The organism is Larkinella sp. VNQ87, assembly GCF_049445795.1.
GTDB lineage: Bacteria > Bacteroidota > Bacteroidia > Cytophagales > Spirosomataceae > Larkinella.
The window spans coordinates 41,819-65,153 of record NZ_JBMSDT010000006.1 but is presented as its reverse complement, the minus strand read 5'-3'; the positions used below and the strand labels follow the sequence as shown (position 1 = coordinate 65,153).

21 protein-coding genes and 1 pseudogene are annotated in these 23,335 nt (G+C 55.3%); 15 read left to right on the top strand and 7 right to left on the bottom strand.

From position 1 onward, the window contains the following. Positions 1 to 246: 246 nt before the first annotated feature. Positions 247 to 3,252: a DEAD/DEAH box helicase gene (locus tag ACO2Q8_RS11530; protein ID WP_423344960.1), complete on the top strand. Its 3,006-nt coding sequence runs from the start codon at positions 247 to 249 to the stop codon at positions 3,250 to 3,252. A gap of 3 nt (positions 3,253 to 3,255) precedes the next feature. On the opposite strand, the gene ACO2Q8_RS11525 is transcribed toward ACO2Q8_RS11530, so the two are convergent. Next, positions 3,256 to 3,744 carry a GtrA family protein gene (locus tag ACO2Q8_RS11525; protein WP_423344959.1) on the bottom strand — a complete coding sequence of 163 codons (489 nt, stop codon included), beginning with the start codon at positions 3,742 to 3,744 and terminating at the stop codon, positions 3,256 to 3,258. A gap of 245 nt (positions 3,745 to 3,989) precedes the next feature. On the opposite strand from ACO2Q8_RS11525, the gene ACO2Q8_RS11520 reads away from it, so the two are divergent. The 4 genes from ACO2Q8_RS11520 (at position 3,990) to ACO2Q8_RS11505 (ending at position 7,001) form a co-directional block, all read left to right on the top strand. Further along, the gene (locus ACO2Q8_RS11520; RefSeq protein WP_423345275.1) at positions 3,990 to 5,087 is read left to right on the top strand and encodes a 5-(carboxyamino)imidazole ribonucleotide synthase; all 1,098 of its coding nucleotides are present in this window, start codon (positions 3,990 to 3,992) and stop codon (positions 5,085 to 5,087) included. A 92-nt stretch (positions 5,088 to 5,179) separates the two neighbouring features. Further along, on the top strand, positions 5,180 to 5,662 hold the full coding sequence (purE, locus tag ACO2Q8_RS11515) for a 5-(carboxyamino)imidazole ribonucleotide mutase (protein WP_423344958.1): 483 nt from the start codon (positions 5,180 to 5,182) through the stop codon (positions 5,660 to 5,662). Between the two features lie 101 nt (positions 5,663 to 5,763). After that, positions 5,764 to 6,540 carry a LysM peptidoglycan-binding domain-containing protein gene (locus ACO2Q8_RS11510; RefSeq protein WP_423344957.1) on the top strand — a complete coding sequence of 259 codons (777 nt, stop codon included), beginning with the start codon at positions 5,764 to 5,766 and terminating at the stop codon, positions 6,538 to 6,540. Between the two features lie 74 nt (positions 6,541 to 6,614). Continuing rightward, on the top strand, positions 6,615 to 7,001 hold the full coding sequence (locus ACO2Q8_RS11505) for a Dabb family protein (protein WP_423344956.1): 387 nt from the start codon (positions 6,615 to 6,617) through the stop codon (positions 6,999 to 7,001). Between the two features lie 69 nt (positions 7,002 to 7,070). On the opposite strand, the gene ACO2Q8_RS11500 is transcribed toward ACO2Q8_RS11505, so the two are convergent. Next, positions 7,071 to 7,652, bottom strand: a complete 582-nt coding sequence (locus ACO2Q8_RS11500; RefSeq protein ID WP_423344955.1) for a YcxB family protein — start codon at positions 7,650 to 7,652, stop codon at positions 7,071 to 7,073. Between the two features lie 180 nt (positions 7,653 to 7,832). On the opposite strand from ACO2Q8_RS11500, the gene ACO2Q8_RS11495 reads away from it, so the two are divergent. From ACO2Q8_RS11495 to ACO2Q8_RS11485, 3 genes are all read left to right on the top strand, one after another. Further along, on the top strand, positions 7,833 to 8,342 hold the full coding sequence (locus ACO2Q8_RS11495; protein WP_423344954.1) for a phosphoribosyltransferase family protein: 510 nt from the start codon (positions 7,833 to 7,835) through the stop codon (positions 8,340 to 8,342). A gap of 29 nt (positions 8,343 to 8,371) precedes the next feature. After that, positions 8,372 to 9,307, top strand: coding sequence for a sugar phosphate isomerase/epimerase family protein (locus ACO2Q8_RS11490; protein ID WP_423344953.1), 936 nt, complete (start codon positions 8,372 to 8,374; stop codon positions 9,305 to 9,307). An 87-nt stretch (positions 9,308 to 9,394) separates the two neighbouring features. Next, complete coding sequence (locus ACO2Q8_RS11485; protein WP_423344952.1) at positions 9,395 to 12,289, top strand: gliding motility-associated C-terminal domain-containing protein; 2,895 nt, start codon at positions 9,395 to 9,397, stop codon at positions 12,287 to 12,289. A gap of 69 nt (positions 12,290 to 12,358) precedes the next feature. Here ACO2Q8_RS11485 and ACO2Q8_RS11480 read toward each other — a convergent pair whose 3' ends face one another. Together ACO2Q8_RS11480 and ACO2Q8_RS11475 are read right to left on the bottom strand one after the other, a co-directional pair. Continuing rightward, the gene (locus ACO2Q8_RS11480; protein ID WP_423344951.1) at positions 12,359 to 13,600 is read right to left on the bottom strand and encodes an ABC transporter permease; all 1,242 of its coding nucleotides are present in this window, start codon (positions 13,598 to 13,600) and stop codon (positions 12,359 to 12,361) included. Positions 13,601 to 13,799: 199 nt separating this feature from the next. After that, positions 13,800 to 14,426 (bottom strand): ABC transporter ATP-binding protein, encoded by a 627-nt coding sequence (locus ACO2Q8_RS11475; protein WP_423344950.1) that lies wholly within the window; start codon positions 14,424 to 14,426, stop codon positions 13,800 to 13,802. Between the two features lie 74 nt (positions 14,427 to 14,500). Here ACO2Q8_RS11475 and ACO2Q8_RS11470 point away from each other — a divergent pair, with 74 nt between their 5' ends. Beyond that, positions 14,501 to 15,100 (top strand): phosphoribosylglycinamide formyltransferase, encoded by a 600-nt coding sequence (locus ACO2Q8_RS11470; protein WP_423344949.1) that lies wholly within the window; start codon positions 14,501 to 14,503, stop codon positions 15,098 to 15,100. Further along, positions 15,093 to 15,518 (top strand): hypothetical protein, encoded by a 426-nt coding sequence (locus ACO2Q8_RS11465; RefSeq protein ID WP_423344948.1) that lies wholly within the window; start codon positions 15,093 to 15,095, stop codon positions 15,516 to 15,518. The genes ACO2Q8_RS11470 and ACO2Q8_RS11465 overlap by 8 nt, the downstream gene beginning before the upstream one ends. A 4-nt stretch (positions 15,519 to 15,522) precedes the next feature. On the opposite strand, the gene ACO2Q8_RS11460 is transcribed toward ACO2Q8_RS11465, so the two are convergent. Then, positions 15,523 to 15,759, bottom strand: a complete 237-nt coding sequence (locus ACO2Q8_RS11460) for a DUF4834 domain-containing protein (RefSeq protein WP_423344947.1) — start codon at positions 15,757 to 15,759, stop codon at positions 15,523 to 15,525. A gap of 327 nt (positions 15,760 to 16,086) precedes the next feature. Here ACO2Q8_RS11460 and ACO2Q8_RS11455 point away from each other — a divergent pair, with 327 nt between their 5' ends. From ACO2Q8_RS11455 to ACO2Q8_RS11440, 4 genes and pseudogenes are all read left to right on the top strand, one after another. Then, on the top strand, positions 16,087 to 17,430 hold the full coding sequence (locus tag ACO2Q8_RS11455) for a TolC family protein (RefSeq protein WP_423344946.1): 1,344 nt from the start codon (positions 16,087 to 16,089) through the stop codon (positions 17,428 to 17,430). A 114-nt stretch (positions 17,431 to 17,544) separates the two neighbouring features. Then, positions 17,545 to 20,775 (top strand): annotated as a pseudogene (locus ACO2Q8_RS11450) (efflux RND transporter permease subunit). Positions 20,776 to 20,909: 134 nt separating this feature from the next. After that, a complete protein-coding gene (locus ACO2Q8_RS11445; protein ID WP_423344945.1) occupies positions 20,910 to 21,527 on the top strand; it encodes an efflux RND transporter periplasmic adaptor subunit in 618 nt (205 codons plus the stop codon). A 5-nt stretch (positions 21,528 to 21,532) separates the two neighbouring features. Further along, positions 21,533 to 21,892, top strand: coding sequence for an efflux RND transporter periplasmic adaptor subunit (locus ACO2Q8_RS11440; protein WP_423344944.1), 360 nt, complete (start codon positions 21,533 to 21,535; stop codon positions 21,890 to 21,892). Positions 21,893 to 21,914: 22 nt separating this feature from the next. Here ACO2Q8_RS11440 and ACO2Q8_RS11435 read toward each other — a convergent pair whose 3' ends face one another. Further along, positions 21,915 to 22,052: a hypothetical protein gene (locus ACO2Q8_RS11435; RefSeq protein ID WP_423344943.1), complete on the bottom strand. Its 138-nt coding sequence runs from the start codon at positions 22,050 to 22,052 to the stop codon at positions 21,915 to 21,917. On the opposite strand from ACO2Q8_RS11435, the gene ACO2Q8_RS11430 reads away from it, so the two are divergent. Then, positions 22,052 to 22,459, top strand: a complete 408-nt coding sequence (locus ACO2Q8_RS11430) for a hypothetical protein (protein WP_423344942.1) — start codon at positions 22,052 to 22,054, stop codon at positions 22,457 to 22,459. The two genes, ACO2Q8_RS11435 and ACO2Q8_RS11430, sit on opposite strands and share 1 nt — an antisense overlap. Positions 22,460 to 22,540: 81 nt before the next feature. On the opposite strand, the gene ACO2Q8_RS11425 is transcribed toward ACO2Q8_RS11430, so the two are convergent. Then, positions 22,541 to 22,930 (bottom strand): VOC family protein, encoded by a 390-nt coding sequence (locus ACO2Q8_RS11425; RefSeq protein ID WP_423344941.1) that lies wholly within the window; start codon positions 22,928 to 22,930, stop codon positions 22,541 to 22,543. Between the last annotated feature and the right edge of the window lie 405 nt (positions 22,931 to 23,335).

Sequence of the window (23,335 nt, the reverse complement as noted above, 5' to 3'; positions counted from 1 at the left end):
GGTTAATCCTTTAATCCGCGTAATCCCAGTTCAAGAACCCATTGAATCATTTAAAGCCCGGAACGTTCTTTCGGGCTTGTCTTTTTTGCGGGTCTTCGTATATTTGAATTTGTTGCTCAAAGTAACCCGACTGTAAATCGCTCATTTCAGTGGCTTTTCAGGAGCTTCCTGCTTCGGCCGGAAGTGGTGGCTGATTGGTCTTTCGGGTTGGAGGTAGTCAAGAACGAGTGCGGCCCCTTAACGTCTATGAAAGTATCGCCTGCAGAACCGTTTCAATTGGTGTACTCGCTCCTGGAACACGAGTTTCTGGGGTATTTGTTCGAAGCGTTTGTGGTGCAGCTCAACGCCCGGGGGGAGTTGACGTTGCAGAATCAGACATTGTCGGCCAAAAATGCAGAAGAGTTTGCCCGTGAACTGGATGACGCTGATTTTGAACTGGTTCGAATTATCGACGAGATTCAACAGGACGCGATTCTGAAAAAATTTAATCCCAAAAAGTTGCCAGCTGTCGACTTCTTCCTGAAAGTCTACGATACGCAGAAAGGGGATAAAGAGCTACGTGACCGCATCTGCGAATACCTCGAAACCCGCAAGGCGCTGATTCTGGAGCGGCTGGGCGGGAAAAAATTATTCGTGATGGGCAGCGATGGCAATCCAGCCTGGAAAGCCATCGAGCGAATGCCCGAAAAAGCCCGCGTCTATTTCAATTTTGATCGCAAAGAAACCGCCACGGAATATTTCCCGATCATTAAGTACAAAGGTGAACGGATTGACTTTCAGTTTAAGGATGCCCTGCTGATCTGCGACGAACCCGCCTGGCTGATGGTCGGAAACCGGCTGTTTCATTTTGACAAAAACGTTGACGGGAAGAAACTGCGCCCTTTCCTGCAAAAACGGAATATTGTCATTCCAAAAAACATTGAGGATCAGTACTACCACCGCTTCGTAGCCCCGCTCATTGCGTCCTACGACGTATACGCCCGAGGGTTTGAAATTCGCGACGAAGTGCTGCCCCCCGCGCCGGTTCTGACGGTTTCGGAACAGTTGGCGTCTGCCCGGTCCGGTCCATCGCTGTTCGATTCCGTTGGGGCAAATGGGCATACGAACGGGCACGGTCCGGCAGAACGCATGAACAGCGTTCTGGCAGAGATCGCACCGCCCCCTCCCGCCGAGGATTCGCAGGTGGTGTTCGATCTGCTGTTCAAATACGGCCAGTTTACGTTCCGGCACGACGGTTTTGCGGATTCTTTCAACGTGAGCATCGAGAAAAAAGGCGAAGATTATGTCTTTCATAAAATTCGACGGGATATTCGGAAGGAAAAATCGACGCTTTCCTGGCTGAAGCAGTATGGCTTAGAATTGAAAGATAACGGGCATTCGCGGCTCGATAAGTCGACGGCTTTCGAGTGGCTGCAACAAAACCATACCCGGCTGATGGAAGCCGGTTTTCAAGTGTCGCAACACGCAAGCGATGCCAAACGGTATTTTCTGGGCTATTCGTCCATTGTCGTGTCGATCAACGAAACCCGCGACTGGTTCGATATTTACGCCAAGGTGCAGTTCGGCGAATTCGAGATTCCGTTTATCAAGCTCAGGAACCTGATTCTGAACAAGAAACGGGAGTTTACGCTGCCCAACGGCGAGATTGCAGTGATTCCGGAAACCTGGTTTACGAAGTATTCGGAACTGTTCGCGTTCATGGAGCACGAGGTCGACAGCGACCGGATGGTGCTGCACAAACACCATATTGCGCTCGTGCAGGAGTTGCAGGAAGAAAGCCTGGCGTCGGCCGTGATCAGCCGGAAACTGGAAAGTCTGCGGACCTTTGAAGAAATCAATACCCATCCGCTGCCCAGCGGTTTTAAGGGATCGCTGCGGCCTTACCAGCAGGCCGGTTACGACTGGCTGCAATTCCTGAACCAATACCGCTTCGGCGGCTGTCTGGCCGACGACATGGGTTTGGGAAAAACCGTGATGACGCTGGCACTGCTCCAATCGCAGAAGGAAGCCGGACACAAGGAGCCCACGCTGCTCGTGATGCCGACTTCCCTGCTCTACAACTGGGAACTGGAAGCCCGGCGGTTTACGCCCGACCTGCGCGTGATGGTGTATACGGGTACGTACCGCGACAAAAATACCGCCCAGTTCGACGATTACGACCTGATTCTGACCTCCTACGGGATTGTCCGGATCGACATTGACTTGCTGAAACTATACCGGTTTCATTACGTGATTCTGGACGAATCGCAGGCCATCAAAAACCCCTCTTCGCACATTACGCGGGCGGTGATGCAGCTCGACTCGGCCCACCGGCTCATCCTGACCGGTACGCCCTTGGAAAACAGCACGATGGACCTGTGGACGCAGATGACGTTCATCAACCCCGGTTTGCTGGGTAGCCAGACGTTTTTCCGGAACGAATTCCTGATTCCGATCGAGAAAAAGAACGATGATCAGAAAACGCAGCGGCTATACGGCATCATCAAACCGTTCATGCTGCGTCGGCACAAGTCGCAGGTCGCGCGGGATTTGCCCGAAAAAGTAGAGAACATTCACTACAGCGACATGTCGCCGGAGCAGGAAAAGCAGTACGAGGAAGCCAAGTCGTACTACCGAAACCTGATTCTGGAACGGATCGAAGAAGACGGCGTCGCCAAATCGCAGATGGTGGTGTTGCAGGGCCTGACCAAACTCCGGCAGATTGCCAACCACCCGCGCATGATCGACGAAACTTACGAAGGTAACTCCGGCAAGCTCGACGACATGGTGATGCGGCTGGAAGGTGCGATGGCCGACAATCACAAGATATTGGTTTTCAGCCAGTTCATCAAACACCTCGACGTGGTGCAGGAATACCTGAAAGAGCGCGGCATTCAGTATGCCTACCTGGATGGCTCGACGCAGGACCGGCGCGGCCAGGTCAATCTGTTCCAAACCGACGATTCGATCAAGCTGTTCCTGATTTCGTTAAAAGCGGGCGGTTTGGGCCACAACCTGACGGCGGCCGACTATGTGTTCATCCTCGACCCGTGGTGGAACCCCGCCATCGAGGCCCAGGCCATCGACCGCGCGCACCGCATCGGGCAGAAGCGGACGGTTTTTACCTACAAGTTTATTTCCCGCAATACCGTCGAGGAAAAAATCCTGGCCCTGCAACGATCGAAGCAGAAACTCGCCAGCGACCTGATTACGACCGAAGAAAACTTCATGAAATCGCTCACGAAGGAAGACATTATGGCTTTGCTGGATTAATCCTCAGAGGTTCAGCAGCCATTTCAGCTTCTCGTAAAAACCGGTATTCTTGAAGGTAAACGTCTTGTGCAGGATGTAATTCGAGATGAAACTCAGCCCCATGCCGGTAGTGTGCGAAACCAGTTTGTTGACGTTGACGGTTTTGACCGAGAATGGTATCGTCAGCATGTAAATGGACCCCTGCGAGACCGAGAGATTATAGAGTCCGGATGCTCCGTACACCGTAATCAGGCAGGAAATCACCGACACCATCGCGAATTTGGCCATTTCCCGGCGGGTTTTGGCCGAGTTTTTCGCGTTGAAGGCCAGCAGTTTCGTCAGAAAAAAACCGATGAAAAACGAACTGATGTAGCCGATCAGCACCCCGTTTTCGTACGAAACCTGAAACCACTCCTGAAGCAGCGAACTAACGACGATTTGCAGGGAGGCCCCGATGGCAGCAACAATGAAGTACGCAACTAAATCGCGTTGATTGAAAAGCTTATTCGACATAGATATCCGTTCCGATGTGGATAAGACCCGCAAATTAACAGGAAGAGTTGGAATATTCTACGTTTATTGAGTGAGCGATATTTGATGCGCCCAATACGAACGAGTTGAAAAACAGAAAACAACTGAGCTAAAGACTACCATAAAGCCATAAATGGGGCTACTTTTGCGAACGGATTTTTATACCTATGTCTCAATTCAATCCCCACACCCGCATTGGTATTCTGGGCGGAGGCCAACTCGGCCTGATGCTGCTCCAGGCGGGAATCGACTGGAATCTGACCGTTCATATTCTCGACCCGGATGCCGAAGCGCCCTGCCGCCATCTGGCGACATCGTTCACCCAGGGCTCTCTGACCGATTACGATACCGTCTATCAGTTTGGCCAACAGCTTGATTTGCTGACAATTGAGATTGAACGAGTAAACGTCGACGCCTTGGAAGCCCTGGAGCGCGAAGGCAAGCGCGTGTTTCCGCAGCCGTCCGTCATTCGGATCATTCAGGACAAACGGGCACAGAAGCAATTTTACCGCGACCACAACCTGCCCACCGCCGACTTCATCCTGACCGAAAACCGTACGGACGTACCCCGGGCGTTAGCCGATCAACCTGATTTCCTGCCCGCGTTTCACAAACTGGGCCGCGACGGTTACGACGGGCGTGGCGTGCAGCGGATTGCGACACCGGACGACTTCGAAAAAGCCTTCGACGCGCCAGGCGTGCTAGAAAAAGCCGTTGATTTCGAGAAAGAACTGGCCGTAATTGTAGCCCGGAACGAGCAGGGCCAAACCGCCACCTTCCCAACGGTCGAGATGGTGTTTCATCCCGAGCAAAATCTGGTCGAATACCTGTTTGCGCCCGCAGCCATTTCCGCAGCCATCGACCAGCAGGCGCAGGACGTGGCCCGAAAAACCGCCGAAGCCTTCGGCATTGTCGGGTTGCTGGCGGTCGAACTGTTTCTGACCAAAACCGGGCAGGTCATTGTGAACGAGGTAGCGCCCCGGCCCCACAACAGTGGGCACCACACGATCCGGGCGAACGTGACCTCGCAGTTTGAACAGCACTGGCGGGCCATTCTGAATCTGCCGCTGGGCGATACCACCGCCCTGACCCCGGCTGCGATGATCAACCTGCTGGGCGAACCGGGCCATAGCGGCCCGGCCCGGTACGAAGGCATGGAAACCCTGCTGGCGATGCCCGGCGTGTTTCCGTTCCTATACGGTAAAAAAATCACCCGCCCGTTTCGCAAAATGGGCCATATTACCGTTATTAGTCCGGACGTAGACGCCCTCAAAGCCAAAGCCGCAAGCGTTAAAGAAAACATAAAAGTTAAGAGTCAAGAATGAAGAGTTATGAGTTATGAGTTATGAGTTGGCTGACGCATTCCATTGAGGCAGCGCAACTCTTAATTCCTAACTCATAACTCTTAACTAAAATTATGGTTGGAATCATTATGGGCAGCAGCTCGGACCTGAAGGTCATGCAGGAAGCGGCTGATATGTTGACGGAATTGGGCGTCGCCTACGAAATCGACGTGGTGTCGGCCCACCGGACGCCGGAGAAAATGGTCGACTACGGCAAAACCGCCCGGCAGCGGGGCCTGAAAGCCATCATCGCCGGAGCCGGGGGCGCAGCCCATTTGCCGGGTATGGTGGCGTCGTTGACGACCCTCCCGGTGATTGGCGTTCCGGTGAAATCCAGCAACTCCATCGACGGTTGGGACTCGGTATTGTCGATTCTGCAAATGCCGGCCGGGGTGCCGGTAGCCACAGTGGCGCTCAACGGGGCCCGCAACGCCGGGATTCTGGCGGCCCAGATCGTCGGCACGTTCGACGAAGCCGTGGCCGAACGCTTGCAGGCATATAAGGAAGACATGAAAGTAAACGTGGAGAAAATGAGTCAGGAAGTAAAGAATCGTTAATCGCATGGGGCAGAGGGGTAAGGGCATAGGGATGAGATCGAAAGCGCAAACCACCCTATGCCCTTACCCCTCTGCCCCATGCAAACATTATAAACGACCGTATGGAAACCGAAAACGCGAAGCGAAATCCCCGACCGGCAGAAGGCTCCAGTTTGCCCACCATTACGCTGGCGGTCTTGATTCTGACGATTCTGGCCCTGTTGTACGTGGGCTACGAGTACGTGGCGGATGACACACGCGGCTCGGACGAACTGACCAACGTGGCCCTCGACACAACCGTTCAAAAACCGGCCGAATTGCCCATCGAGCCGGAACTGGTGGCACCCATCGAGATCGATACGTCGAGCCGGAACGCACCGGTAGATTTGTCGCAGGCAACCCCACCGCCTGCCGAGGAGGAAAAGAAGGAAGAGGCCAAACAGCCCGCCCTGGATTCAGAAGAACGTCCGGTAGCCGAAAAACCGTCTGAAAAACCGGTCGCCGAGAAAACGACGCCTGTTGCCAAACCAGTTGAGGAGAAACCCAAAGAGGAAAAGAAAGAAACGCCGAAGGTGAACATTCCGGCGGGGGGCGTATCCGTGACGCATACCGTGAAACCCGGCGAGACCATCTACAGCGTGGCGACGAAGTATAACCTGAGTGTGAACACGTTAAAGGCGATGAACCCTGATCTGAAAGACAACGAGGTCAAAGCCGATGTGACGAAACTGAAGGTCAAGGCACGGGCGTACCACACCGTCGGGCCGGGCGACATTCTGCGGGTGGTGGCCGAAAAATACGGCGTGACGGTCGATGCGTTGATGAAAGCCAACGGCAAGACCAAGAACTACGCAGCCCGGGGCGAGAAGCTGATCATCCCCTACGCCGAGAAGCAGTAAACAGTAGTTCCCGTGACGCGTTCACTTTTCCAGCATACCCGGCCCTGGCCGTTTTTTCCCATAAAACCGATTCCATGAAAACTATTTTTGTAACGCTTCTCTTTTTTGGTCTTGCGCTGGGCAGCGCGACCGCCCAAAACAAAATGACAAAACCCGTCCTTCAGCACGTCGTCCTGTTCAAGTTCAAACCGGAAACCACGCCGGAGAAAGTCAACGAGATTGTAGCCGCTTTTGAAGCGCTTCCGTCAAAGATTAAGGAAATCAAAGGATTTCAGTGGGGAACCAACAACAGTCCGGAGAAACTCGACAAGGGCCTAACGCACGCATTTATTCTGACATTCGATAACGAAAAGGACCGCGACACCTACCTGCCGCATCCAGCCCACAAGGAGTTCGGCAAGGTCGTCGGCCCGTGGCTGGCCGACGTAACCGTGGTCGATTTTACGAACAAAGCGAAGTAATTATCAGAAAACCGCAGGAAGAAATGGCCTTAGGCCCGTTCCTTCCTGCGGTTTTGAATTTTTGCTGCATCACTTCTGAACAGTACTTTCCGTTTCGGCCAGGTAGCCTTTGCGCTTCAGCAGAGCATCCATAAACTTCAGTTCATTTTCTGTCGTGAAGATGGAATACGGCAGGTAGATAAACTGCGCATCTTTCATGCCTTTGGCGACGATTTTGGCCAGCCAATTGACTTTCATGCCGTTCATGGCCTGGTCGTTGGAGACCACCAACACATACGCATCCTTATCTTTGGTGACACTCCGGATTTGATCCCACTTCAGAATACCGCCTTCGCGGGCGTTGAGCTTGAGCAAAATCTGGCGGCTGTCAATCTCGTACACATATTTCTGAAACAGCGCCTTGGTCTGTTCCATCTGCGTGATGCCCGTAAACTGCACGGCCCAGAACAGCACGTAGAGAATGGTGAGCAGCACGATGACGAGGTAAATCCACCAGTTCGGGTAAATGCCCGTGATGTTCAGGACGGCATTGGCGAAAATAAGACCCAGCGGCACGAAGCCCCAATACCAATTGTGTTTCACCCACTTACGCATCGCTAGGCTAATGTACGTTTTCTGGTCGAGCGCGTATTTTTTGGTTTTAATGATCATTGAAATGAATGACTTTTTAGACAAGAGACGCCCGACAAGAGAATAAAGAAAAAGAGAGTAGACCTCTTGTGTCTGTTGTCTTATCTCCCTTGTCTGACGAAGTTGCAAAATTACGAAAAGGCTTTGTTTATTTTGTGCCTTCGGCCTTTTCGGTTAATTTTCATTTTTTAAGAACGAGGTATGACTTCCGAGCTAACCCAGATTCTGACGCGCGTACAGGTAGAGCAAAAAATCCGTCGGATTGCGTTTGAGATTTACGAGAACAATTTTGAGGAGTCGGAGGTAATTCTGGCCGGGGTGTCGGGCGAGGGGTATGTGTTGGCCCAACGGCTGGCGGACGTACTCCGGCAGATTGCTCCGCTGGGCGTCACGGTGATGAAAATCAACCTGGACAAAACCATCAAACAACAACCGCCCATTCATCTGGATGCCGACGATGCGGTTTTTACCAGCAAATCCGTCGTGGTCGTGGATGATGTGCTCAATTCGGGCCGGACGCTGGCCTTTGCGCTGCAACCGTTCCTGAGTGTTCCGCTGACCAGCCTGAAAGTGGCCGTGATTGTTGACCGCGATCATAAACGCTACCCCATTGCCGCCGACTACATTGGTTACAAATTATCCACGACATTGACTGAACACGTCGAGGTGGTGCTGAGCGATGCCGAACGCATCGGCGTGTATTTGCGTTAAAACTCCCCAATTAGTCTTCTGTTTTCACCATGACCGCTGATCGCCGTACGTTCTTACAATCGGTCGCCGGGCTGGCCGGTTTACTTCATTTTGCCCGCCTGGATGGGTGGGCGAACGTGAACCTCGAAGCCGCCAAAACCCCGGCCATTGCCTGCAACCAGTACACCTGGCACACCTTTTACCAACGCCAGGGCCGCAACTGGTCGGCGGATCTGGATGCCTCACTGGCTGATTTTGCCCAATCCGGAATTACGGGCTACGAACCATCCGCCAATTCAGCGGACGAGATTCAGGCGCTGGGCCCCTTGCTGAAAAAGCACCGCCTGGAGATGCACTCGCTGTATGTCAACAGCACTCTGCACAAGGCCGACGAAGCCGCCCAAACCCTGGCGACCGCAACGGCCATTGCCGAAGCTGCCCAACCCCTCGGTGCCCGCATCATGGTGACGAACCCCAGCCCGATCAAATGGGGCAGTGGGGAAGACAAAACCGACGAGCAACTGGCGATTCAGGCCGAAAACCTGAACCGGCTGGGCGCAGAACTGAAAAAGCGGGGCCTGACGCTGGCTTACCACACGCATGATATCGAGATGCGGAATGCGGCCCGGGAGTTTCACCACATGATGCTGGCCACCGATCCGGCCAACGTGTCGCTTTGCCTCGATGTGCACTGGATTTACCGGGGTTCGGGCAATTCGCAGGTCGCCCTGTTCGACATCGTGAAGCTCTACGGCAAGCGGATTACGGAGTTGCACCTCCGGCAGTCGAAAAACGGCGTCTGGGCCGAAACGTTCGGCGAAGGCGACATTGATTATGCGCGGCTGGCCCGGGAGTTGAAAACGCTCGGGATTCGCCCGCACCTGGTGCTGGAGCAATGCATCGAGAAGCAGTCACCCAACACGATGGATGCCGTGACGGCCCACCGGCAGGATTTGCAGGCAGTCAAGGTGGTTTTTGGGGTTTAAATTCATTCTGCCAGGCCGCTGTAAATCGAGTAACTGGTTCGCATAAAGAGCAGGCAGAGTCGTTTATATGACATATGACTGTTCTCTATGAAAAGGTATCTATTTCTGTTCGGTATGGCCCTGTTGACGCTGCTGGCGGTTTCGGAGGGATGGGCCACGCACGTCCGGGCCGGCGAAATTACCACGCGCCGGATTTCAGCAACCTCGCTGACCTACGAGATTACCCTGACGGTTTATTTTGACATTCGGCGGGTGCCGGGTGGCGGTTACGAAGCGGCCATCGCCCAACGGGATGTCAACTTCTGTTTTGGCGTCGGACAGCAAATGCGCCGGGTTCCGCGCATCGATGCCGAAACGCGAACTATCAACCCCAACACCACCATCAATATCTACCGCACGACGTATACCTATCCCGGTCCGGGCACCTACGACATTACCTGCACCATTACCAACCGAAACGACAACACCCGGAACATTCCGAATTCGATCAATACCAGCTTTAAATTACGGACCACCATTGTGGTCAATGCCAGTCTGGGCCTCAACAGCACCCCGGTTTTGCTCAATCCGCCCCTGGATTCGGCCCGCGTCGGGCAGAAGTGGTGCCACAACCCGGCGGCTTTCGATGCCGACGGCGACAGCCTGGCCTATCGGCTCTATACGCCCGCCGGACGGCAGAACGAACTGGACGATGCCTCCTGCGACCCGGTTTTTGTGGCCGGTTATGCCGACCCGACCACCATCGGAGTCAACCGCGTCAACGAAGCCGGAACCGGTCCGGCCACGCTCACCGTGAACCCGATTACCGGCGATGTGTGCTGGGATGCGCCCGCCGAGCAGGGCCAATACAACATTGCGTTTATCGTGGAAGAATGGCGCGATGGTGTCAAAATCGGGGAAATCGTCCGGGATGTGCAGATCATCGTGACCGCGTCGCCCAACAAACGCCCGGAGCTTCGGGTGCCCGACGACCTCTGCGTGGAAGCCGGAACGCTCATCAACCAGACCATTACCGCCACCGATCCTGACGGAAACCGGCTCGAACTGACCGGCTACGGTGGCCCGTTCAACCGGGGGCCGGACGGTTCAACGCTGCAACTGGTGGCTCCGGCGGCCGCTACGCTGACGCCTTCGGGCGCGCAGAACAGTCCTCTGACGGGCACGTTTCGCTGGCAGACCAACTGCGCCCATGTGCGCGAAGAACCGTATGATGTGATCTTCCGCGTCATCGACTACCCCAACCGGGTCGGACAAACCCAATTGGCCACGCTGGAAACGTTCCGCATTCGGGTGTATGCCCCAAAACCGCAGAACCTAACCGCCCTCCCTGCCGTCGATGCGGCCGGACGCGCCATTACGCTGAACTGGGCCGCTTATACCTGCGCCAATGCCGCGCCCCCGGCCAACGCGGAAATGGTGATTTATCGCAAAGAAGGCTGCACGACCCTCACACCGGATGCCTGCGAAACCGGAATACCGGCGGGTTCGGGCTATGTGGAGGTAGGGCGCGTACCGATCGGGCAGACGACCTTTACCGACAACAACAACGGCACCGGGCTTCGGCGTGGGGTACAGTACAGCTACCGGATTGTGGTGCAATATCCCGAACCGGCGCGGGGCCAGAGCGTGGTTTCGGAAGAAGTGTGTATCAATCTGCCCCAACAGGTGCCGCTAATCACCAACGTAACCGTTGACACGACCGATGCCAGCCGGGGCGTCATCACGGTTCGCTGGACGCGCCCGCCAGGGGTGAGTCCGCAGGATAATGGCCCGTTCCAATACCGGCTGCTACGCGCCACCGGGCTTGACGGAACCGCGTTTGCCCAGGTTGCGACCATCAACACCACGTTGCAGGCCGGGGTGGCCGATACGGTTTATACGGATCGCGGGTTAAATACGGTGGCAAATGCCTACCGGTACCGAATCGAGTTTTACTTCACCGACCCGGTTTCGGGCCAGTTGCAACGGCTGGATGCTACCGAAAACGCGAGTTCAGTCCGGCTGACGGCGACCGGCGGGGTGCGCCGGGTACAACTGAGCTGGCTGGCCAATGTGCCCTGGAGCAACGACAACCAGACGCACCGGATTTACCGCAGCACAACCGGCCCGAATGGCCCCTTTAACCGCATCGCCGATGTAGCCGTGCAAGGTCCCACCAGCTTTACCTTCACGGATACAGGTGGCGATACGTATGCGGCCGATGGCGTTGTGCCCGCTACGATGTCGATTGACAGCAACTATTGTTACCGGGTCGAAACCGTCGGGCGGTATGCGGCTCCCCTGCCGACGACCCTGCTCTACAACTTCTCACAGGGCGTTTGCGCCGTACCAATCGACACTACCCGTCCGTGCCCACCGGTTTTAAGCATCGACACGCTCAATTGTGCCAGCCTGGCCGATAATGCGTTCTGCAACCAGACGACCTTTACCAATACGCTAACCTGGCAAAACCCGACCACGGGTAGTTGTGACCGCAATGTAACTCAATATAACGTGTACTACACCCCCTGCGAAGGAAGCGACCCGCAGTTGCTGACGACGCTCAACGCCCCCGCCCTGACCTACCGACACGAAAACCTGACCTCGCTGGCGGGTTGTTACTACCTCACGGCGGTTAACCGCAGCGGGCAGGAAAGCGCGCCCAGCAACCGGGTTTGCAAGGATAATTGCCCGCTGTTGAAGATGCCGAACGTATTTACGCCCAACAACGATGGCCGGAACGATGTGTTTCAGCCCGCTCAATGCCCACGGTTTGTGGAATCGGCGGAGTTGATTATCCTGAACCGCTGGGGTGTGAAGGTTTACCAAAGCAGCAACATCAGCCTGCAATGGGATGGCAAAAACAACCGGGGGCAGGAGCTTCCGGGCGGTTTGTACTACTACCAGGTGCGGGCCAACTTCACGCGACTCAACTGCAACGCCCCCGCCGAGATCTACAAAGGCTGGGTCGAACTGCTGCGCGAAACGGGCGGGACGAATTGAATGGAGAGTTTATAGTTTATCGTCTATGGTTCCAACTAGAAACGATAAACCATAAACTCAACAACGAACCTATTCCTCCGCCAGCGTCTGCGAAATGTTCATCCGGTAGACGCCGAGGGCCGGGAGGGCGGCTGCGACGATGCCGATCAAAACCGCTACGCCCAGCACGAGCCACTCTTCCGGCAAAATACTGAGGTTGTTCAGGCTGTAGTGAAAGCTCTGTTCGGCCCGGGTGGAGAGTAGCAGCAAACCGACACGGCTCAGGACCAGGCCCAGCACAAACCCGATCAGCGACAGCACGAGCCCTTCCAGCAGCAGCATTCCGAATAGTTGGGTGCGTCCGGCACCCATCGAAAGCATCAGGGCCATCTCGTACTTGCGCTCTTTCAGCGAATTATACAGCGACACGAAAACGCTGATTCCGGCGATGAGCATGATAGCAACAGCCAGTCCACGCAGCGTGTCAACACCGACGCCCAGCAGCGAAAACAGCCGGTTAATTTCGATCGAGGGCAAAGCCGCCTGCAACTTGGAGTTGTTGTTGATCCCGCGCGCGATCATCATACCCAGCGGATTCCGGAATTTGATCAACATGCTGGTGATTTCGCGGGGCGCTTCGGCCTCGTGCTCGTGTTCATGATCTTCTTCGAGCACTTCAACGCCTTCGCTCTTAGTCTCGCCTTCATGCTCCTCATGGTGCTCGTGAATGGCCCAGACGCTCGAAATCGGCGTCAGAATCAGTTGGTCGATGACGGTATTGCTCGGGTTGAAAATTCCAACCACTTTGTATTTTTTGTCGCCGTGTTCTTCGCCTTCGCCGTCCAGCCCGTGCGAACCGGCAAAGGTGTCGCCCAGTTTCAGACCGGTTACTTCGGCCACGCGCGCGCCGATGGTCACTTCCAGGTCTTTCTGAAACAGCGCGCCCTGATCGACGGTGGCTTCAAAATGGTCGACGTATTTTTTGTTCGTGCCGACAATGCGGAAAGTCTGATAACTATCGCCCATCGACAGCGGAATGGCGGTCTGGATCATCGGGTTGCGGGTCAATCGTTCGGCTTCGTCCAGCGGAATGTTGCCCGTGGGCGCGTCGATCTGGTAAATGCTCGACAGAATGAGTTGCAACGGACTGCCTTTGGCCCCGAGCACCATATCGATGCCCCGGACGTTGCGGGAAAACTGCTCGTCGAGTTGCTTGTTCAGGAGCAGCAAGAGCGAAATAATGGTGATGCCCAGCGTCATCAGCAAACCGCTCAGGAAGCTACTCAGCGGTTTATCTTTCAGGTTCGCCCAACTTATTTTTAGCAGATTCATGGTTGTAGTTAGTCCGTGTTAGAAATACCGGGATCGATTCGATGGATGGCTTGATGCTGGATACTAGATAATTGATGCTAGATACTGGATGCTTGATACTAGATAGTGAGTGGCAGATGATTAGAATTTCTATCTCATTTTCAGTATCCAGTATCCAGTTCCAGCCTATCCAGCATCTTTTATCCACCCAACTGCTCTTTTACAAAATCACCTGATTGGAAAATTCGTCCTTCAGCCGCTGGTCGTGCGTGACCACAATCAGGCTGGCCCCGATCTGCTCGGACTGCTCGCGCAGCAGGGCCACCACCCGGGCGCAGTTGACATCGTCCAGGCTGGAGGTGGGTTCGTCGGCCAGAATGACCCCCGGTTTGTTCATCACGGCCCGGGCGATGCTGACGCGCTGCTGCTCCCCCTGGCTCATCTGGTGGGTTCGCTTGTCCAGATGATCGGCAAAGCCTAGGTGCGCGGCTAGTTCGCGGGCGCGGCCTCTGTCCTGCGTTTTTTTGGCTAAATAATTCGCCATCAGCAGATTGTCCAGAACGGACAACGAGCTGACAAAATGTGGTTTTTGGTAGATAATTCCGACGTGTGCCGCCCGAAACGGAGCCGTTTGAGATGCGGGAAGTTGGGCCAGATCGGTTTTGTCGATGATTACCGACCCGCTTTCGGGGCGCAGCAGCAGGGCCAGCAGGTGGAGCAAGGTGGTTTTGCCCGTGCCCGATTTGCCCAAAATCAAAACCGCTTCGCCATCGTTGCAGCGAATGTCCGGAAACGAGAACCGCTTGGTGGGTGAATACGAAAAGGTCAGTTGACGCGCGTGAAGCATAGGCCTAATATCATCAAATTTTCCGAAAGATACGTAGGTTTGCAGCGTTATTGCGTTTTCCAGTTAATCAATCCATGAAGCGAGTTGCCATTTTTGCGTCCGGCTCCGGAACGAACGCCGAGAAAATTGCCGGTCATCTGGCCGGTCACCCGGACATTGAGGTTACGCTGATTCTGACCAACAACCCCAAAGCCGGGATTATCGACCGCGCCCGCCGGGGGTTCGGGCCGGATCAGCGGCTGCACGTTCCGGTGCTGGTGTTCGATCGGGCGACGTTTTACGAAAGCAACCGCCTGGTGGAACTGCTTCAAAAACAAGAAATTGACCTGGTGGTGCTAGCCGGTTTTATGTGGCTGATTCCCGAAACGCTGGTGCAGGCTTTTCCGCAGCGGATGATCAACATTCACCCGGCGTTATTACCCAACTACGGCGGCAAAGGCATGTACGGGCATTTCGTGCACGAAGCGGTGGTCGCGGCCGGGGAGCGGACCTCGGGCATCACGATTCATTACGTGAACGAGCACTACGATGAAGGAAACATCATTTTCCAGGCTTCCTGCGACCTCGACCCACAGGACACGCCCGAGGATGTGGCCCGAAAAGTGCAGGTGCTGGAACATCGGTTTTATCCGGAAATTGTGGAGAAATTGTTAATTACAATGAATAATGAATAATGAATATCGAATAGCGAAGTGTGGTGCACTGGCCTGGATGGCGGTTTTGGTCCTGATGGCGGGCTGCTTTCGTCCGGCGATTCCGATTGCCATGTCGCCCAATTATCCGGTCGAAGTATTCTACGAAAACCAACAGCCCGATCGGCCGTTCACGGAACTGGAGTGGCTGGAATACAAAGAAGAAGTGCCGCTGGCCAACCAGCAGCAACCGCAGAAGGGAGGCCGAATGGTGAAACGGGGTAACAACGTCGAACAGAAGGAACTAATGCTGGCGCGGCTGACGATGCAGGCCAAAAAGATCGGAGCCGATGCGCTGATTGCCGTTCGGTATCAGTATTATAGCTCGGCGACGGTAAATGGCTACTCGATGCGGGGAATGGCCGTCAAATACCAGAAAGAACGGGAAGTCGGGCAGTAAATCGTTACTTGACTTCGTCGTAATCTACATATTCTCCGCCTTTGATGCGGGAATCGGTGACGCCGGGTGCGGTCGAGTGGACGCGGGTTTCGCCTTCGCGTGTTCCCCGGTTGAATTGCTCATTGGCTTTTCGCTGCTCCTTCGCCAATTGCCGACCGACCAGCAACCAGAAGAAAAACCGCCGTACCGGCGGTACGAACGCAATCAGAAGCAGCAGAACGAATAAGAATTTAAAAATCATGCTGAACGGTAGTCGGTTCGGTTATGGAATACAAGTATAACGCAAAAGGCCCGAAAACAGTTGCTCTACTGACATTAAATTGAATAATACCGATTTGATCGGATAGCCGGACGGGAATTTCCCAACTTGTTGCACTAGAGGCTTCATGGACGGATTTCAGGAATCCGGTCCATATTTCCCAATTGTTTCCAGAATCAGCCGTTTGTTTTGCAGGCACTTGTCACGGTTTTGTCACCATCACCGAAAAGCTAGTCGCCAATGAAACAGTCCACTTCTTGGTTCCGCCCATACCGTATTGGTTTGCTGACGACTACAATCGGGGTTTGGTTGCTAAGGTCCGGCGCCGCTCAGGCGCAAACCCTAACGCTGGCGCAGGCCATCGAGCAGGGCACGCAGGCGTATCCGTTCCTGAAATCCAAACAGGCCGAAATCCACAGCGCCGAAAAACGGATTCAGTCCAGCCGGACCGAGTTTCTGCCGAGCATGATCGTGCAGGATCAGTACACCTACTCGACCAGCAACGCCCTGAACGGCTCGTTTTTTCCCAACGAAGGAACATCCATTTCGACTTCCGGCGGCATCCGGCCCGACAATATTTACCGGGGAACGACCGGTAGTTTCGTCAGCGCGGTCATCGACTGGCGGATCGTCAATTTCGGGCGGGTGAAAGCCAACGTCAAAGCCGCCGAAGCTGATCGGAACCGCTCGCAAACGGACTACGAAAACGAAATTTTTCAGCACCAGATCCGGATCATCGACGCCTATTTAACGCTGCTGGTCAATCAGAAACTGGTGGATGTGCAACGCGCGAACTTCGAACGGGCGCAGACCTTCAAAAACGTGGTCGATGCGGGCGTCAATTCCGGGATGCGGGCGGGCGTTGACAGTTCACTGGCCACCGCCGAACTCGTCCGGGCCCGGCTGCAAGTACTGGAAAGCGAGCAGCGCGAGCAGGTGCAACGGCTGCGGTTGTCGGAACTCGTCGGGCAGGTACAGGCCGGCGTCCGGGTCGATAGCATGCGGTTTTACACGACCTTGCCGCAAACCCATTTCCAGTCCGATTCGATTTCGCCGAAAAACCCGGTTTTGCGGTTTTTCCAGTCCCAGATCAATCTTTCGTCGGCCCGCAGTGTCGCCCTCCAACGGTCTATGTTGCCGTCCATTTCGCTGGTCGGCGCGGGTTGGGCGCGGGGCTCCGGTTTAACCAATGCCGATGAGTCGTTCCGCATGGATTTCAATCAGGGTCTTGGTTATCAGGCCTATAATTACCTGTTCGGCGTCGTTGCCCGCTGGAACCTGACCAATACAATTCGGCTCAAATACGATTACCGCGCGGAGCAATTTCAGGTCGAGCGGTTTCGGCAACTCTACAACGACCAGCAACTGCGGATCACCCGGCAAAACCGGGAGGCCGAAACGCAACTGGCCGTCGGGCTGGAACAGGCCCGGCAGGCTCCCGTCCAACTCCGGGCCGCCCGGCAGGCCTACAACCAGGCGCAGGCCCGCTACCAGAACGGTCTGGCCGACCTGCCCACGCTGCTGCAAAGTTTCGTCACCCTCAACCGGGCCGAAACGGATGGCTACGTCGCCACCAGCAACGTCTGGCGGTTCCTCCTCCTGAAAGCGGCCGCCGAGGGAGACCTGTCGCTGTTTATGAACCAAATTAAATAAGCGGTTTATGGTCTATGGTTCATGTTTTATAGTTGCTGACGCATTCGTATTTGCACTTTAAGCAACATAAACTCTAAACCATAAACTCTAAACCATAAACTATGAACTGAAACTATGTATCAACTCATTCGTTCCGCGCTGCGGAAGCCCATTTCGGTGGTGGTCTTGGTGCTCGGCATTCTGTTTTTCTCGGTGATGTCGCTGTTTACGATCCCGGTGGATATTTTCCCGAACCTGGACTTGCCGACGATCTACGTGGTGCAGCCCTACGGGGGGATGGCCCCCGACCAGATGGACGGTTTTATCGCCACCCGCTACCAGGACCACTTTCTGTACGTGTCCGGGATTCGCGACATCGACGTGAAAACCATCCAGGGCTTGTCGCTCATCAAACTCTCGTTTTACCCGGGTACCGACATGGCCCAGGCGGCTGCGGAGGTCGCCAACAACGTTTCGAGGGCGAAGGCCTACATGCCCGAAGGAACCGTGCCGCCCCAGGTGGTGCGGTTCGACGCCAGTTCGGTGCCGGTGGGGCAGTTGGTGTTCGAAAGCCAGAGTCGCTCGCTGAACGAAATTCAGGATTTTGCCTCCTCGCGGGTGCGGCCGATGTTCTCCCGGATTCCGGGGGTGTCGAGTCCTCCGCCGTTCGGCGGGAACCAGCGGACGGTGATCATCAAAGTTGATCCGCAACGGGTGCGCAGTTACCAGCTGACGCCGGAAGAAGTCATCAAATCGATTGTGATCAACAACCAGCCATCGCCCGCCGGGAACATCCGGATTGGAGACAAGGCGTTGATGACGCCGGTGAACTCGCTGGTCAAAAAACTGGAAGATTTCCTGAACATCCCCATTCGCGTGGGCTCGGGGCCGACGGTTTTTGTGCGGGATATCGGGACGGTGGAAGACGGCGCCGACGTGACGGTGAGTTACGCCCTCGTCAACGGACGCCGGGCGGTCCGGTCGTGAAAAAATCGGATGCTTCGACGCTCGATGTCGTGAACAACATTCGCAAGGCGTTGCCCGAATTGCGGGCCGCTGTACCGGAAGATGTCAAGATTTCCTACGAATTCGACCAGTCGGTGTACGTGACCAACGCCCTGAAGAGTCTGGTGACGGAAGGGATTTTGGGGGCGGTTTTGACCGGTTTGATGGTGTTGCTGTTCCTGCGCGACTGGCGCAGCGTGATCATCGTGGTCGTCACGATTCCGATCTCGATTCTGTCGGCGGTGATTATGCTCAATCTGTTCGGGCAAACCATCAACATCATGACGCTGTCGGGCCTGGCGCTGGCCATCGGGATTCTGGTAAATCAGGCGACGGTGACGATTGAAAACATTCACCAGCACCTGGAAATGGGCCGGGGCACGTCAGCCAAACCGAAAGCCGTTGCGATCTGGGACGCCTGTAAAGAAATCGTTTTCCCGGAATTCCTGATTCTGCTGGCGATTCTGGCGGTTTTTGCCCCGGCCTTCGTGATGAGCGGGGTGCCGCGCTCGATGTTCCTGCCGTTGTCGTTGTCGGTTGGTTTTGCCATGATTGCGTCGTTTTTGCTCTCGCAAACGTTCGTGCCGGTTCTGGCCAACTGGTTACTGAAAAGCCATCCTGAACACGAAGCCGCTACGCTGGCGCTCGATGCGGACGAACGTCATATGATGTTGGACGAAGCCGCGCATCCTGCCAAAAATCCGACCGGTTTTGACAAGTTTAAGCAGCGGTATTCCAACGCACTCGAAAAAATTCTGAACCGACGCGGTCTGGTTGTTGGGGGGTATCTGATTGGTAGTCTGGTGATTATTGTCGTCTGTTTCATGGTGATTGGGACGGATATTCTGCCGCACGGCAATAGCCACCAGTTCCAGATGCGGCTGCGGATTCCCGACGGAACGCGGGTGGAACGCACCGAAACCGCCACGCTGAAAGTGCTGGATATTATTAAAGAAGCCGTTGGGGCCGAGAACGTCGAAATTTCGTCGACATACGTCGGCACGGTGCCGTCCAGCTACGGAACGTCCAACATCTTTGTGTTCAACAGCGGCCCCCACGAAGCGGTTTTGCAGGTCTCACTGAACGAAGAACATCCGGTGAAGATGGATGATTTGAAGGAAGACTTACGGACGCGCATCGCTAAGGCATTGCCCACGGCCAGCATTTCCTTCGAACCCATCGAGCTGACCGAAAAGATTATGAGCCAGGGTGCTTCCACGCCGATTGAGGTGACGGTGGCCGCCAAAGACCTGAACGAAGCCGGGCGGTTTGCCAACAAAATCCGGCAGGAAATGGCGAAAATTGACTTCCTGCGCGATGTGCAGATCGCCCAACCGCTGGCGTATCCCATCCTGAAAGTGACGATGAACCGCGAACGGGCGGGGCAACTCGGCGTTACGTCCACGCAGGTCGCCCGCTCGATGGTGGCCGCGACCTCGTCCAGCCGGTTTACGGACAAAAACCTCTGGCTCGATGAATCGAAAGGGCTGGCCTATCAGGTGCAGGTCCAGATCCCGGAATACAAAATGAGCAGTGCCACCGACATCGGCAATATTCCGTTGAAAAGTGGCGAAATGCACCCACTGCTGTCGGATGTCGCGACGTTTTCGGAAGACACCGCCCCCGGCGAATACGGCCGGGCCGAACCGGCTGGTCACGATTACGGCCAATTTGCAGAAAAAAGACCTGGGCTCGGCGCAAAAAGCCGTGGAGCAGGCCATCAAAAACGCGGGCGAGTCGCCCCGGGGCGTCCTGGTCGAAATGGGGGGGCAAACCAACCTATTGACCGATACGCTGAGCAGTTTGCAAACCGGTTTGTTGGTCGCCATTGTGATCATCTTCCTGTTGTTGGCGGCTAATTACCAGTCATTTAAATTGTCGCTCGTCATTCTGGCGGCTATTCCGGCGGTGGTCGCCGGGGCGCTGCTGATGCTGCTGGCCTGCGGGGCCACGCTGAACCTGCAATCGTACATGGGCCTGATCATGTCCGTGGGCGTGTCGGTCGCGAATGCCATTCTGATGGTGACCAACGCGGAGAATTTACGGCTGGAAACCGGTGACACGCGCAAAGCCGTAGTACTGGCGGCCAACAGCCGGATTCGTCCGATTCTGATGACGAGTATCGCCATGATTGCCGGGATGGTGCCGATGGCGTCCGGAATGGGCGAAGGCGGTGATCAGATTGCCCCGCTCGGTCAGGCCGTCATCGGCGGGCTCATTGCCTCGACCCTGGCCGCCCTATTGATTTTACCCTGCGTGTTCACGCAATTCCAGACCAAAGCCACGCTTCAATCGGTATCCCTCGATCCGGAAGATCCGGACAGCAAATTTTATCACCAACCCCTGCGTACTGTCGCATGAAACCGTTTTTAACCCTCGTTTGGCCCGTTGTTGCCGCAGCCGGTATGGCGGCTTGCACCTCAGCTTCCAGGGAAGAAAAGAAAACCGTGAAAGAGCCTGAAACGCAGTAAGTTGCTACGGCGGAGGTGCAGACGATGCGTCCCAGCAAGCAGATTGTGTTGCCGGGCGAACTGAAACCCTGGAACCGGGTGAGCCTGTATGCCAAAGTGAAAGGATTCATTCGCGATGTGCGCGTGGATCGGGGTTCGGTGGTTCGGAAAGGGCAGGTGTTGGCGGTGCTCGATGCGCCGGAAGTGTTGTCGGAACTGAGCCAGGCGCAGGCCCAGTTGCAGGCCCAGGAAGCCGCCATCAACGAGCAAATGGCCCGTTTTCGCGCCAGTCGGCTGACGTACAACCGGTTGGTACAAACCAGCAAAGTGGAAGGGGCGGTTTCGCTGCACGAACTCGATCAGGCGCAGGCCCGGATGCAGGCCGACAGCGCGACGGTCGCCGTGGCCACGGGAAATATTCAGGCCAGCCGGTCCAATTACCAGACCAAAAAAGAGCTGCGTCAATACCTGACCATCGTTGCCCCATTCGACGGTGTGATTACGGAGCGGAACGTCAGTGCCGGGGCGCTGGTCGGCGCGGGCGACAGCAACGCCAAACCGTTGTTTGTGCTAGAAGACAGCCGGACGCTGCGCCTGACGGTGGGATTCCGGAAACGTTTGCGAACCAGCTTCCGAAGAAAAGTGCGGTTTCGTTCACCGTAAGCGCCATGCCGGAACAACAATTCAATGCGCGGCTGGCCCGGAGCGCCCAGAGCCTGGTGGAAGCCAACCGGGCGATGATGGCCGAGTTCGACGTGGATAATAAAACGCAGCTGCTCAAGCCCGGCATGTACGCCGAGGTTCGGTTGCCGATCGAGCGGACGGCCCCCACGTTGTTTGTGCCGAAAACCGCCGTGGTCAGTTCCAGCGAAAAAACGTTCGTGATTCGGGTCAATAACAACAAAGCCGAGTGGGTAAGCGTCGAAAAAGGCAATACGCTCGACAGCCTGGTCGAAGTATTCGGCGGGCTGCGGGCGAACCCATCGTCCGGATCGCTTCGGAAGAAATCCGCGATGGTCAGGCCATAAACGCCAGCAAGCGATGAAACGGTTATTGATCGGACTTATCGCGGTGCTGTTGCTGGCGCAGGGCTGCCGAACCAGCCAGTCGCATTACCAACTGGTGTACCGCACTGACGCGGGCGGTTATCAGGTGGAAAAACCGGACCTTCGGGCGGTAAAAGTCCATTGGCATCCGTACCAGGTTCAGGTGACGACGGAGGGCAGAAAAAAGCCGCCCCCACCGAACAACTCTGGGGGTACAGGCAAACCGACGGAACCTTGTACCGGCTGTATCTGGGCAATACCTACGAAGTGGTGCAGGAAAAAACGCTGACGCTCTACCGCCAGTCGGAGTTTGGGGAAGGCGCCACGGAACATTATTTCTTCAGCGTGACGCCCGACGAGCCGGTGTTGTCGTTAAACCGGCATAACCTGGAGGCCGCTTTTGCCAACTACCCCTGCATGCAGGGATTGATCCAGCAAACGTCCGCCCGCAACTGGCTCAAAAACCACCAGAAACACAACCGCCTGATCGAAGCTTATCAGTACTGCCGCCAGCAAAGCGCCGGTGCGCAACTCTCGACGGTTCATTAGAAGGCCCCCAACCCCCTGAAGGGGGCTTACAAAACCGGATCAATAAGCCCCCTTCAGGGGGTTGGGGGCAAAAGCCTCTACCTATTCTTCATAAAACTCCAACGGTAATCCATCCGGATCGCTGAAAAACGTAAACCGTCGCCCGGTATGCGCGTCGATCCGGACGGGTTCTACGTCAATACCGTGCCCTTCCAACTCCTTTTTAGCCGCTTCCACGTCCGAAACCGCAAACGCCAGATGCCGTAAGCCCAGTGCTTCGGGCCGGGAGGGCCGTGCGGGCGGATTCGGAAACGAGAACAGCTCGATCACGTACTGGCCGTTCAGTTCCAGATCCAGCTTATAGGAGTTGCGCTCGGCGCGGTGCACTTCCTGAATGATTTGCAGTCCCAGAATTTCGGTGTAAAACCGCTTCGATCGTTCGTAATCGGAACAAATGATGGCAATGTGGTGAATGTGGTTGAGTTGTAACATGTAAAAGCTGGATTGTTCAATAAGAAAATAGTACTATTTTTGGTAATGGATCGAGCAGATTTGTCAAACAATCGGCTTTAACAGTAATCGTTTTTAACGCTTTCGTTCGGAACGGTTTCCTGAACCTATTAACTATGATGAAACATGCAATTGTTTTCCAAAACCCGGCCACTCCCGCCGGGGTTGCCGGGCGTTTCCTGCCTGGCATGCGGTTCCGCTCCGGGCCGGTTTTTCGATCCCCACCCAGCCGCCGGGACCAACGCGCTCAAGGTACAACCGTACCCACGGACTTCAGTCCGTGTTTTTGAGTTTTTTCCATCTGGATGATAAAATTAACTATCACGGACTATTTAGTCCGTGGGTACGATAAAAAAGCAAAATTCCTAAAAACCCGTTAATTGAAAA

Bases quoted from the DNA above. Each gene is read 5' to 3' on its own strand.
- ACO2Q8_RS11530 (WP_423344960.1), top strand. From the start codon at position 247: ATGAAAGTATCGCCTGCAGAACCGTTTCAATTGGTGTACTCGCTCCTG.
- ACO2Q8_RS11525 (WP_423344959.1), bottom strand. From the start codon at position 3,744: ATGTCGAATAAGCTTTTCAATCAACGCGATTTAGTTGCGTACTTCATT.
- ACO2Q8_RS11520 (WP_423345275.1), top strand. From the start codon at position 3,990: ATGCTGCTCCAGGCGGGAATCGACTGGAATCTGACCGTTCATATTCTC.
- purE (WP_423344958.1), top strand. From the start codon at position 5,180: ATGGTTGGAATCATTATGGGCAGCAGCTCGGACCTGAAGGTCATGCAG.
- ACO2Q8_RS11510 (WP_423344957.1), top strand. From the start codon at position 5,764: ATGGAAACCGAAAACGCGAAGCGAAATCCCCGACCGGCAGAAGGCTCC.
- ACO2Q8_RS11505 (WP_423344956.1), top strand. From the start codon at position 6,615: ATGAAAACTATTTTTGTAACGCTTCTCTTTTTTGGTCTTGCGCTGGGC.
- ACO2Q8_RS11500 (WP_423344955.1), bottom strand. From the start codon at position 7,652: ATGATCATTAAAACCAAAAAATACGCGCTCGACCAGAAAACGTACATT.
- ACO2Q8_RS11495 (WP_423344954.1), top strand. From the start codon at position 7,833: ATGACTTCCGAGCTAACCCAGATTCTGACGCGCGTACAGGTAGAGCAA.
- ACO2Q8_RS11490 (WP_423344953.1), top strand. From the start codon at position 8,372: ATGACCGCTGATCGCCGTACGTTCTTACAATCGGTCGCCGGGCTGGCC.
- ACO2Q8_RS11485 (WP_423344952.1), top strand. From the start codon at position 9,395: ATGAAAAGGTATCTATTTCTGTTCGGTATGGCCCTGTTGACGCTGCTG.
- ACO2Q8_RS11480 (WP_423344951.1), bottom strand. From the start codon at position 13,600: ATGAATCTGCTAAAAATAAGTTGGGCGAACCTGAAAGATAAACCGCTG.
- ACO2Q8_RS11475 (WP_423344950.1), bottom strand. From the start codon at position 14,426: ATGCTTCACGCGCGTCAACTGACCTTTTCGTATTCACCCACCAAGCGG.
- ACO2Q8_RS11470 (WP_423344949.1), top strand. From the start codon at position 14,501: ATGAAGCGAGTTGCCATTTTTGCGTCCGGCTCCGGAACGAACGCCGAG.
- ACO2Q8_RS11465 (WP_423344948.1), top strand. From the start codon at position 15,093: ATGAATAATGAATATCGAATAGCGAAGTGTGGTGCACTGGCCTGGATG.
- ACO2Q8_RS11460 (WP_423344947.1), bottom strand. From the start codon at position 15,759: ATGATTTTTAAATTCTTATTCGTTCTGCTGCTTCTGATTGCGTTCGTA.
- ACO2Q8_RS11445 (WP_423344945.1), top strand. From the start codon at position 20,910: ATGCGTCCCAGCAAGCAGATTGTGTTGCCGGGCGAACTGAAACCCTGG.
- ACO2Q8_RS11440 (WP_423344944.1), top strand. From the start codon at position 21,533: ATGCCGGAACAACAATTCAATGCGCGGCTGGCCCGGAGCGCCCAGAGC.
- ACO2Q8_RS11435 (WP_423344943.1), bottom strand. From the start codon at position 22,052: ATGGACTTTTACCGCCCGAAGGTCCGGTTTTTCCACCTGATAACCGCC.
- ACO2Q8_RS11425 (WP_423344941.1), bottom strand. From the start codon at position 22,930: ATGTTACAACTCAACCACATTCACCACATTGCCATCATTTGTTCCGAT.